We start from the raw sequence: 10959 nt of genomic DNA on the forward strand, positions 1-10959 counted from the left end.
ATCATGCCACAAGCGAGTGCCAAACCGATGCCGAAGCAGGAAAAACCCCGTCGTTTCGCGCGTTTTCGCCCGATCCGAGCGGTCTTGCGCAACAAGGAAGGAACGACGGCGATCGAATTCGGTTTCGTCGCCATTCCCTTCCTCATGCTTCTCTTCGGAACGATCGAGATCGGTCTCGCCTTCTTCGCGGACCAGGTTCTGAGCAACGCAGTGCTCGACGCAGCGCGCACGATCCGCACGGGCCAGGCGCATGCCAAGGGCTTCGATGCCGGCAAGTTCAAGGAATCGATGCTTGAGCGCCTGTCGGGATTTCCGATCAGTTCCGACCGCCTGACGATTGATGTCGAGCGCATCGACAATTTTGCCAGCTACGCGTCCAAGCCCGTGATCGAGGATGGCGAGGTCACCACCGACATCGGCTACAACCACGGCGAAGCGGGCGAGATCATCGTCGTGCGGGCCCTGTACCGCTGGCCGATGTTCACCTCGATGATGAAGACCAATTACGGCGACCTGGCCTCGGGCGACCGCCTCCTCGTCGCTACGGCCGTGTTCCGCAACGAGCCGTTCCCCTGGTCCACGCAGCAGGCGAGCAACTGACGATGCATCAGGCCAACCCGAAAGACACACGCGGCGCACCGAGCCGCATCCTGCGACGTGCAGCAACCCGCCTGACACTGGCGCTGGCGCGCGATCGACGGGGCGTTGCCGCGGTCGAGTTCGCGCTCGTCCTGCCCTTCATGCTGGTACTGTTTCTGGGCATGAACGAACTGAACTCCGCCTTGACGCTCGATCGCAAGGTCAGCCAGGCGGCAAGTTCCGTCGCCGACCTTGTCGCGCAGGCCGACAAGCTGAAGAGTTCCGAAGTCAACGACCTGATGAAGCTGTCCAAGGCGGTGCTCGACCCCTATCCGGAAGGCGAGCTGAAGCTGGTGGTGGCCAGTGTCTGGATCAAGGAAAAGGACCAGCCGCGCGTGGTCTGGAGCCGGGCGATGAACACCAGTCAGTGGGGTTCCAACACCGCCCCTCCGATCGAGATACCGGCGGAACTGGCGAAGCAGAAGGACAGCTACCTGATCGTCACCCATGCGGAGTACAATCACAGGCCGGCCTTCTCCAACGTTCTCAAGGACGTCTTCAACACCACGACGATCGGGCTGAGCGACACCTATTTCATGCGGCCCCGGGTGAGCACCAGCGTCGAGTGCTGCAACTAGAGCCCTTCCGCAAGCATTTGCCGCCGGATCAGCGGGGCGGAGAAAGCGGGCGCAGCCGCCCGGCCGCCGCCCCGTCCTGGCCGTCGAACGTCGCCAGCACAGGCGCGTAGTCGTCGGCCTCGACAGGCACGAAGCCGAAGGGCGAGATGGCCCGGGCCGCACCGGCACCGGTCTCGCCCCCAACCGTTTCCGACAACAACTCGACAATCGCCGCGCGGATCGGTTCCGGCAGCGTGTCGCGCGCCGCATGCGCGGCGTTGGGGATGGGCGGCGAGGCCCACAGGATCCGCAACGGCGCGGCCGTGCCGTCACGCTCGAAAAGATCGCGAAGCGTGCCACGCGAATATCCCTCGCCCTCATTGCCCCTCAGCGACGACCACCCGAAGGACACATCCGCCTCGCCGCGCCGCACGGCATCGGCCGCCGCCAGCGGATTGGCATGGGCGACAAGCGCGGCGAGATCGCGTTCGGGGTCGAGCCCTTCCGCAGCGAGCGCGGCAAGCGGAACCCGGCGCGCACCGGTCGAGTGCGGCGGCCCGGTCGCGACGCGCGCGCCGGCCAGATCGGCAAGCGCCTGCAACGGGCTGTCCGGGGCGACCAGCGCCACCGCATGCCAGCCGGCGGAACCGTCGCCGGCACGCGGCGAAAGCAGCGGCACCAGACACCGGCACATGCGCTGCGCCTTCGCATAGGCGGATGCCGACAACGGGGCGTAGTCGACCTCGCCGGCAACGAGCGCACGCTGAAGGCGCGACAGGTCGCGATAGGCAACCAGCAGCACCGGCAGCCGCAACCCGCGTTCGAGCAGCTCGCGGAACGGGGCCGCACGGTCGAAGTCGCCAGCCGCGGGATCGAGAACCAGGCCGACGCGCAACTGCGGCAGAAGGGCAAGACGGGCCGGATCGAAAGGCGTGCCTGCGGGCGGCGATGCCCCGTCATCCGGCGCGGCAACCTCCCCCGTCCAGGGGACATGTGCAGCCGGTTGATCCGCCGTGGCGGCGGCGTCCCCGGCAGCAGTGTCCGGCACCTGGGCACGCACACCACCTGCAACTCCCACGACCAGCGCGAGCAGCACAAGCAACCCCGACGGCACAAATCGAAGCCGGACAGCCGCGAGCAGGCCGGGGTCTGTCGATAAAATCGGCCGAAAACCCTTCCAGATCGCGATTGCCGCTTGCCGGGCCCGGTTTCCTCGCGCCAGTTTCTCCACCATGCCCTCTTTTTTGGGGCCCTCGTTACGGAAGCCTCGTCTACGGGTCGGTCCGACTCACCCCTTCAGGAGCCATCATGCCACGCAGCCCAGATACGGTCGTCTTCGATATCGGCAACGTGCTGATCCAGTGGGATCCGCGCCTACTTTACCGTTCGCTGTTCGGCAATGACCACGCTGCCGACCGGTTCCTGGCGGAGGTCCTGCCACCGGAATGGAACCTGGAGCAGGACCGAGGCCGCAGTTTCGCCGATGCCATCGCCGAGGCGATCGCGCGCCGCCCCGACCAGGAAGAGGCGATCCGCGCCTGGGACACCCGCTGGCACGAGATGGTTCCCGGCGAAGTGCCGGGCAGTGTCGCCATTCTCAAGGCATTGAAGGCGTCCAACGTGCCGCTCTACGCGATCACCAATTTCTCGCGCGAGAAATTCGCCGAGTGCCGCGAGCGCTTTCCTTTTCTCGCCAACGACTTCATCGACGTGGTGATCTCCGCCCATGAAGGCCTGATCAAGCCGGACCGGCGCATCTACGAGGTGTTGTTCGCGCGCAATGCGCTTGCGCCCGAACAGACCGTGTTCATCGACGACAGTCCCGCCAATGTGGAGGCGGCGCGCGACATCGGCATGCACGCGATCCATTTCACCGGCGCCGCACCTCTCGAGCGCGCGCTGCGCGACCTCGGCTTCGTCTTTTGAGGCCGCTCAGCGTCCCGCCTCGAACCCCGCCAGGACATTGACGCAATTGACCCCGAGCGCCTCGACGGCATAGCCGCCCTCCATGACAAAGACGGTGGGCAGGCCGGCGGCGGCGAGGCGCTCACCCATGCGGGTGAAATCGTCGCTGGTCAGGCGAAAACGCGAGATCGGGTCCTGTTCATAAGGGTCCAGGCCGAGCGAGACGACCAGCGTGTCCGGCCGATACGCCGCAACACGCGCAAGGCTTGCCTCGAGCGCCCGCGACCAGCCGGCCCAGTCGGTCCCCAGTTCCAGCGGATAATTGGCGGTAAAACCGGCGCCCTCGCCCGCGCCGGTTTCGGCGGCATGACCCAGGAAGTAGGGGTACTCCTCGCGCGGGTCGGCATGGACGGACAGGAACAGCACGTCGGAGCGCTCGTAGAAAATCGCCTGCGTGCCGTTTCCGTGGTGATAGTCGACATCGAGCAGCGCGACGCGCTCGGCACCGGCATCGCGCAGCCATTGGGCCGCGATCGCCGCATTGTTGAGGAAACAGTAGCCGCCGTAATAATCTGCCGCCGCATGGTGGCCGGGCGGACGACACAGCGCGAAGGCGGCGCGCTCGCCGCCGGCGACAAGCCGCGCGGCCGTCAGGGCGGAATTGGCGCTTGCCCGCGCGGCCGCGAACGTGTGCTCCCCCATCGGGGTGCCGGCATCGAAGGAATAGCGCCCGAGCAATCCGTCAATATGGTCGGGCACGGGGTCGGTGTTCAGCCCGCGCACGGGCCAGACGAAGGGGAAGGCTTCGCCGGAGCGGCCGGCATTGGTCCAGCGGGTCCAGAAGCTTTCCAGGAAAGCGAGATAGTCGGCATCGTGGACGCGCGCCAGCGGCTCCATGCCGAAATCCTCCGGCTCGAGGATTTCGCCAAGGCCGCGCGCCAGGATCGCGTCTCGGACCATCTCGGCGCGGGCGGGAATCTCCACCGCCGGCTTCAGGGTTCCGTCGGAGATCTCGTGCCTTGGGTCATGGGCCAGTTGGCCGGCGGAAAAAACGGTCTTCATGATGCAGCAGTCTCGTGTCCTGGGGCGGTGGAGAAGCGGTACTCGGTGATCTGGCGATAGCGCTCGCCGGGCCTCAGGACGGCACCGGCGAACGCTTCATGGTTCGGGCTGTCCGGCCAACGCTGCGGTTCGAGGCACAGCCCGGCGCGCGCTCCATAGTGGCGTCCGGACAGTCCGGCGCAAGGCACCGCAAGCTTGTAGCCGTCATAGAATTGCAGTCCCGGCTCGGTGCTCAAGACGTCCATGACAAGGCCCGACAGGGGGCCTGCCAGCCGGGCAACGGGACGAGGCTCGGCCGTTGCTGCCGGCGAGAGGCAGAAATTGTGATCATAGGCCGTTGCCGCACCGCCGCCAGCCGCACCGATGGCGCGCAGCGTCCGGAAATCGAAAGGCGTGCCGGCAACGGACCGGATCTCGCCGGTCGGGATGGCGTCCTCGGTCACGGGAAGGTAGGCCTCGGCCTCGATCGCGAGATGATGGCCGAGAATATCGGGTGTGCCGTCGAGATTGAAATAGCTGTGCGCGGCGAGGTTCACCAGCGTCGCCCTGTCCGTCTCGGCGCTCAAGGTGATGCGAAAGCAGGCGTCCGCGCCGATCTCGTAGCGGCAGCGCGCCTCGACCCGGCCCGGATATCCCCCCTCGCCGTCGGGCGAGACGAGCGTCAGTTCGACATGGGCCGCGCCGTGATCGGCGAGCGACCAAAGGCGCTTTCCGAACCCCGCCGCCCCGCCATGCAGATGGTGGCGGCCGGCCTCGTTGCGCTCGAGCAGATGCTCCTTGCCATCAAGACGGAACCGCCCGCCGCAAATCCTGTTGGCGTGACGTCCGGCAATGGCGCCGAAATAGGGGGAATGTGCGAGATAGTCGGCGAGCGTGTCGAAGCCGAGCACGACGCTGCGGCCACCGATGCGGAGGTCGCGGATTGCTGCGCCATAGGTGATGATGTCCGCCGAGAGATCGCCGCGGGCAATCCCGATGCAGCGGACAGGCGCACCGTCAGGAAGTGCGCCGAAGAGCCTTTCGCCCATGAAATGCCGGTCCCGTAGCCATGCAGGCGGCGAACCACCTTGCCTGGAACCCTACACCGGGACCTCGCCCGAAATCACCTGTCGCAATTACTGTATCAACCGCATCGTGCCGGAACGGATGTCGACCTTGGCAAGGCGGCCAAGCACCGACATGCCGATCAGAGGGATTTCCAGCGCGCCGTCGGGCATCACCAGCGCCTCCACATTGGTGAGCCGGATGCTGCCGAGACGCAGTTCGCGCAGTTTCACCTGTGCAGCCATGGCGATGCCATTGGCGGTGCTGACACGCACCTTGTAGGCGGATGCAGGCGGCGTCAGGCCCGACAGCCGCGCCACCTCGGCGGGAATGGCAAGCGCCGATGCGCCGGTATCGATGAGAGAGTTCACGGGCCGGCCATTGATATGGGCACTGACCTCGTAGTGCCCGCCGCGCCCGGCCTTGAGCACCAGCGTGCGCGGACCGGACGACCTTTGCGCCTTCCCCGGCACCTCACGCGCGGCGGCCACGACCGTATCGCCGGCAAGATACTGCCGTGCCAGATCCGGCACGAAGGCCGCGGCGGCAATGGCGACGACGGCGATGATGATGTAGCGCGCCATGGTTCCTGTTCCCGGCTGCCTGTTTCGACGGCGCAAGCATGCGTCCGCAGGCTTCAGCAAGGAATTAAGCCGTCCGGGAAAGCTTCAAACAGGGTTTCCGCAAGGTTGCCATGCGCGCGAAAATCCGGCCGATCGTCACCGACCGGCGGTCGGCGCGGTTTCAGCCGGCGATACTCTCGCATTCGAGCGTATCGGCAAGGGTCGCAATCGCCCTGGCGTCGGGCGAAGAGGACTGGGCGCCACTCGCGGTGCAGGCGAGCGCGCCGGCAGCCGTACCTTCGCAAAGCGCCCGTTCGATCTCCGCCCCGCGATCAAGCGCCGCCGCCAGCGCCCCGACAAAGGCATCTCCCGCGCCGGTCGTGTCGACCACATCGACACGAGGGGCTGCAACCCGCCAGCGCTGTCCGCCTCGCTGCGCGACGAGACCGCGCGCACCGAGCGTGATGACGGCAAGGCGATTTTCGGCGGCGAGCGCAGCGCAACGGGCTTCCGGCACCAGCGATCCGGCGCCCGACAGGGCCGCGGCAAGCTCCGCCGCCTCGCCTGAATTGGCAACGAGCACATCGACACCGTCCACCAGACCGGCAAGCTCTCCCGCCCCGGACGGAGCCGCATTGAGCAGGATCCGCGCGCCGCACAGGCGCGCACGGCCGATGGCCTGCGAGATCGGCTCCGGGCTCAGTTCCCGCTGCAGGACGAGAAGGTCTCCGCGGGCCAGCCGCCCGTCGAGCCAATCGGCGACGACACGCGCGTTGACGCCGCTGGCGCACATGATCAGGTTCTCGCCCTTCGCATCGACACCGATCATGGCAATGCCGGTGGTGCCATCGAGACGACGCACGCCGGAAAGGTCGACGCCAGCCCGGCCGAGATTGACGAGCGCCGCCTCCGCATGGGCGTCCCGCCCGACGGCGCCGATCATCCGGACGGAAGCTCCGGCCCGAGCGGCGGCGAGTGCCTGGTTGGCCCCCTTGCCGCCGGGAAACGACTGGTGATCCGGCCCGACGACGGTCTCGCCGGGCGCCGGCAGGCGCGGCAGCGAGACAACAAGGTCGAGATTGATGGAACCGAAGACGGTGATCAAAAAAGGTCTCCTGCCCTGCCGGGATCACAGTCTTTCACAGAGGGACCGGAAAAGCATCCCGCTCGCGCCGGCACGTCAGACCCAGCCGCCGTCCACGACATAGGTCTGGTTGGTGCAAGCCGATGCCTCGCCGGATGCAAAGAAGAGCACCACCCGCGCGACATCGGCCGGCACCAGTTTCCGCTTCAGGCACTGGCGCAGCATGATCTCGCGCTCGCCCTCCTCGTCGAGCCAGAGCGCGATCTGGCGCTCGGTCATGATCCAGCCCGGAGCGATGCAATTGGCGCGGATGTTGTCGGGGCCCAGATCCCGTGCAAGCGAGCGGGTCAGCCCGACAATCGCCGATTTCGCCGACGTGTAGCCAGCCATGCCGCCCTGTCCGATCATCCATGAAATCGAACCCATGTTGACGATGGCGCCACCGCCGAGCGCACGCATGTCACCCGCGACGGCCTGGGCACAGAAAAACTGATGCTTCAGGTTGACCGCCATTCGGCTGTCCCAGTACTCGGGCGTCACGTCCTCGAGCCGATGACGTTCATCATGAGCCGCGTTGTTGACGAGGATCGAGATCGGGCCCAGTGCCTCGCGGATCGTGCCGATGGCGGCACGCGTCGCCTCGATGTCGGTGAGATCGGCCCACGCGAAACGAACGCAGGCGCCTGCCGCCGAGAGCTCCGTGACAAGGCGTTCCGAGCCCTGCCGGTCGATATCGAGGAAACCGACCCGCGATCCCTGGCGAGCGAACTGGCGGACGATCTCCGCACCGATCCCGCCGCCGCCGCCGGTGACCAGCACGGTCCTGTCGCGCAGATCCGGATAGGTCGCGCCCGTTTCTCCTGTATCGCTCACCACCATGCCCGTTCCTCCCGATGGCCTCCTGTCGCCCGGCAAACGGATCGCCGAGCGCTCGAGCCTATTTAATTCTGTATCCGAAAAAATTAAAGGCGCGATCGCGCCGAGGCGTGCAGAAGACGCGCCGGGTACATGCCGACACCCGGCGAGCCTTCGGGAGAGGTTACTTGGTGCCGTACATCCGGTCGCCGGCATCGCCGAGACCTGGAATGATATAGCCCTTTTCGTTCAGTCGCTCATCGACCGCCGCGGTGAAGATCGGCACGTCCGGATGCGCCTTGTTGAACTTGGCGATGCCCTCGGGCGCGGCGAGAAGGCAGAGGAAGCGAAGCTGGGTGGCGCCGCGCTCCTTCAGCCTCTGGACGGCGGCAATGGCGGAGTTGGCCGTGGCCAGCATCGGATCGACGACGACGACAAGACGTTCGGCGAGGTCTTCCGGCGCCTTGAAATAGTACTCGACCGGCTCCAGCGTCTTGGGATCCCGGTAAAGACCGATATGGGCGACACGGGCCGCCGGCACGAGTTCCAGCATGCCTTCGAGCAACCCGTTGCCGGCGCGCAGTACGGAGGCGAAGACAAGCTTCTTGCCTTCAATGACGGGAGCCGACATCGGCTGCAGCGGCGTCTCGATCTGCATCGTGGTGATCGGCAGGTCGCGCGTCACCTCATAGGTGAGCAGCACCGAAATCTCCCGCAGCAGACGGCGAAACCCTTGTGTCGAGGTTTCCTTCATCCGCATGTGGGTGAGCTTGTGCTGCACCAGCGGGTGATCGATCACGGTAGCTCCGCTCATTGTCTCGCGCCTTTCATCCTTGCCGCCGCCGGGCCCTCCGCGCGGCCTTTTCAGTCTCATAGATCAAGCCGAACCAAAGCGGAACCGCCGGGATGCGACAAGACATGCCCGGTCCACCGCCGCGCTCAGCTTTCGCCCCCGGCCGCGACATGCGCCCCGAGCCGCCCGGCCAGACGCCTGCGCGTCTGCTCGTCGCAGAAGGCGGCGGCGATGGCGTCCCGGGTAAGGGCCAGTTGCACATCCTCGCTCCAGCCGAAGGTCGCCGCGCAGCTTCGGTATTCATGACCAAGTGTCGTGCCGAAAAAGGGAGGATCGTCGGAGTTGAGCGTGATCCGGCACCCCGCCCGGCGCAGCAGGTTGACCGGATGAAAACGCAGCGTCGAGTAAAGTCCGAGCGCCAGATTGGAGCCGGGACAGATCTCGAGCACGATGCCGTCCTCGGCGATGCGCTCGACCACGGCCCTGTCCTCGATGGCGCGGACGCCGTGACCGATCCTCGTGACGCGCAGGAAATCGAGCGCCGCGGTGACGCTTTCAGGACCGGCGAACTCCCCGGCATGGGCTGTCAGGCCCAGCCCCGCCTCGCCCGCCATGCGGAAGGCACGGGCGAAATTCGCCGGATGCCCCTCGCGCTCGTCGCCGGCAAGACCAAATCCGGTGACCAGCGGATGCGGATGCGCGATCACCTGCGCCGCGACCTGCTCGACCGCCCGCGCGCCGAAATGGCGAACCCCGACCGCGATCATGCGCGCCTCGATGCCGCTTTCCGCCCGTGCGCGCCCGATGCCCTCCGCAAGCCCCGCGACATAATCGGGATAGGAGAGCCCCGCAGCGGCTGCGTGATCCGGTGAAATGGTCAGTTCCGCGTAGATCGTGCCTTCGGCGGCAAGCGCGCGCAGATAGGTTTCCGACAACAGCGCAAAGTCCTGCGGCGTGCGAAAGACGCTGCTTGCACGGTCATAGGCCGCGAGGAAGCTGGCGAAATCGTCCCAGGCGTAGGCCCCGTCCTCGTCGAACAGGCCCTCAAGGTCGATGCGGTGCCGTGTTGCAAGCCGGCGGACGAGAGCGCCGGACGCAGCCCCTTCCACATGGACATGCAGTTCCGCCTTGGGAACGACCGGTCTTGCAGGTGACGTGTCCGTCATGGGTTCTCAAAAGCCCCGCATCGGATTTTCCGGGTCACGCAGGAGCCAGTTGTCGGGCGACCAGCGCGCGGCCGCGTCAACCAGATGCAAGGCGTAGGCATGACGGGAGCGCGGCGACCGGTTGGGAGCGGAGCGGTGCGGCACCAGCCCGTGCAGAACGACGAGCGTTCCTTTGGGGGCGGTGAGCGGCACGTCTCCGACAAGCGGCGTCTCGTCAAGCCGGTCCATGACCAGCGCCTCGCCGTCATAGTGGAATCGCTGGCGCAGCGGCCCCTTGTGACCACCCGGTCCGCCGATGAGGCCTCCATTGGTCTCGTCGGCATCCTCGAGCGCGAACCAGAAGCCCGTGCATGACAGCGGCTCGGTGTGCAGGAAGGTGGAGTCCTGATGGCAATTGACCTCGCCGCCGATCTCCGGCGGCTTGAAGATGTACATGGACTGGGCCAGGCGCGGGTCGGAGATGCCCAGATCGCGGGCGGTGCGCAAGAGCCGGGGGTCGCGGGAGAACCGGTCGAAGACGGGATCGAGATCGTGCAAGGCATGGCCGACCTTGTTGAGCGCGGCATGTTTTGGCCGGGTCAACCGCCCGTTCTCGTCGAAGGCCTCCTCCTCGAAGAAGAAGCGGATCTTGTCGCCGCTTTCGCGGAAGTAGCGGTCCCGGGCATGGCTTTGCGCGCCGGTCTCGAAGACGGACGCATTCTCACTGGGATCGAAGGCGGAGATCAGCTCGTCCATGCGGGCGCGCAGCGCGTCGCATTCCGCCGGCGTCTTGTAGCCGGTGAGGACAAGGAACCCGTCCTCCTCATAGGCACGTTTCATCTCTCCCGCCAGGGAGCCGTCCGGAGAACTTGAGAAACTGCGTGCGGTCATGAAGGCCTCTCGTTCGCCCTGCGACTGGCGCAGCGGCACCCCTGGCACCAGTCTATCCGCCTGGCCACCGGTCTTGTCAAAGCCATCCCCCGGACAGGCATGCTCTCTCACGCAATCGCCAGATCCAGGAAGCTGCGGCCATGCGCCCCGGCGGCGAGGCCGAGATGCGCGGCAACGCTCTCGCCGATATCCGCGAAGCTGTCGCGAACCCCGATGTCGAGTGGCGCGCCGCCCTTGACGAGACCGATCACCGGCACCCGTTCGCGGGTGTGATCGGTTCCCTTCCAGGTCGGGTCGCAGCCATGGTCGGCCGTCAGCAGCAGCAAATCCCCCTCGCGCAGCCGGGCGTCCAGCTCCGACAGTCGCCAGTCCAGCGCCTCGAGTCCCGCCGCTGAACCGGCAGCGGCGAGGCGGAGACCAC

Annotated in this window: 12 protein-coding genes and 1 pseudogene; 3 read left to right on the forward strand and 10 right to left on the reverse strand. The window is 66.6% G+C overall.

Annotated features, from left to right (window positions below; genetic code table 11):
* Nucleotides 1-84: 84 nt before the first annotated feature.
* Together ACN0T5_RS09905 and ACN0T5_RS09910 are read left to right on the forward strand one after the other, a co-directional pair.
* Nucleotides 85-600, forward strand: a complete 516-nt coding sequence (locus ACN0T5_RS09905) for a TadE/TadG family type IV pilus assembly protein (RefSeq protein WP_417768461.1) — start codon at nucleotides 85-87, stop codon at nucleotides 598-600.
* Nucleotides 601-602: 2 nt separating this feature from the next.
* Nucleotides 603-1217 (forward strand): TadE/TadG family type IV pilus assembly protein, encoded by a 615-nt coding sequence (locus tag ACN0T5_RS09910; protein WP_417768462.1) that lies wholly within the window; start codon nucleotides 603-605, stop codon nucleotides 1215-1217.
* 28 nt (nucleotides 1218-1245) lie between these two features.
* Here ACN0T5_RS09910 and ACN0T5_RS09915 read toward each other — a convergent pair whose 3' ends face one another.
* The gene (locus tag ACN0T5_RS09915; RefSeq protein WP_417768463.1) at nucleotides 1246-2292 is read right to left on the reverse strand and encodes a phosphate/phosphite/phosphonate ABC transporter substrate-binding protein; all 1047 of its coding nucleotides are present in this window, start codon (nucleotides 2290-2292) and stop codon (nucleotides 1246-1248) included.
* 212 nt (nucleotides 2293-2504) lie between these two features.
* Between ACN0T5_RS09915 and ACN0T5_RS09920 the strand changes: the two genes are divergently transcribed.
* Entirely contained in the window at nucleotides 2505-3122 is a 618-nt protein-coding gene (locus tag ACN0T5_RS09920; RefSeq protein ID WP_417768464.1) for an HAD family hydrolase, read from the forward strand.
* Nucleotides 3123-3128: 6 nt separating this feature from the next.
* Here ACN0T5_RS09920 and ACN0T5_RS09925 read toward each other — a convergent pair whose 3' ends face one another.
* The 9 genes and pseudogenes from ACN0T5_RS09925 to ACN0T5_RS09965 all read right to left on the reverse strand — a co-directional run.
* Nucleotides 3129-4163 (reverse strand): histone deacetylase family protein, encoded by a 1035-nt coding sequence (locus ACN0T5_RS09925; protein ID WP_417768465.1) that lies wholly within the window; start codon nucleotides 4161-4163, stop codon nucleotides 3129-3131.
* Complete coding sequence (locus tag ACN0T5_RS09930) at nucleotides 4160-5191, reverse strand: aldose epimerase family protein (protein ID WP_417768466.1); 1032 nt, start codon at nucleotides 5189-5191, stop codon at nucleotides 4160-4162. Before ACN0T5_RS09930 ends, ACN0T5_RS09925 begins: the two co-directional genes overlap by 4 nt.
* A gap of 87 nt (nucleotides 5192-5278) precedes the next feature.
* Nucleotides 5279-5791: a retropepsin-like aspartic protease family protein gene (locus ACN0T5_RS09935; protein WP_417768467.1), complete on the reverse strand. Its 513-nt coding sequence runs from the start codon at nucleotides 5789-5791 to the stop codon at nucleotides 5279-5281.
* Nucleotides 5792-5951: 160 nt separating this feature from the next.
* Nucleotides 5952-6875: a ribokinase gene (locus ACN0T5_RS09940; protein ID WP_417768468.1), complete on the reverse strand. Its 924-nt coding sequence runs from the start codon at nucleotides 6873-6875 to the stop codon at nucleotides 5952-5954.
* A gap of 75 nt (nucleotides 6876-6950) precedes the next feature.
* On the reverse strand, nucleotides 6951-7727 hold the full coding sequence (locus tag ACN0T5_RS09945) for an SDR family NAD(P)-dependent oxidoreductase (protein ID WP_417768469.1): 777 nt from the start codon (nucleotides 7725-7727) through the stop codon (nucleotides 6951-6953).
* A 166-nt stretch (nucleotides 7728-7893) separates the two neighbouring features.
* Nucleotides 7894-8523: a uracil phosphoribosyltransferase gene (upp, locus tag ACN0T5_RS09950; RefSeq protein WP_417768470.1), complete on the reverse strand. Its 630-nt coding sequence runs from the start codon at nucleotides 8521-8523 to the stop codon at nucleotides 7894-7896.
* A gap of 125 nt (nucleotides 8524-8648) precedes the next feature.
* On the reverse strand, nucleotides 8649-9668 hold the full coding sequence (locus tag ACN0T5_RS09955) for an adenosine deaminase (protein ID WP_417768471.1): 1020 nt from the start codon (nucleotides 9666-9668) through the stop codon (nucleotides 8649-8651).
* Nucleotides 9669-9674: 6 nt separating this feature from the next.
* Entirely contained in the window at nucleotides 9675-10538 is an 864-nt protein-coding gene (locus ACN0T5_RS09960) for a phytanoyl-CoA dioxygenase family protein (RefSeq protein ID WP_417768472.1), read from the reverse strand.
* Nucleotides 10539-10645: 107 nt separating this feature from the next.
* Nucleotides 10646-10959, reverse strand: a pseudogene (locus tag ACN0T5_RS09965) (phosphopentomutase); the annotation flags it as partial.

Source organism: Stappia sp., assembly GCF_048261845.1.
Classification (GTDB): Bacteria; Pseudomonadota; Alphaproteobacteria; order Rhizobiales; family Stappiaceae; genus Stappia.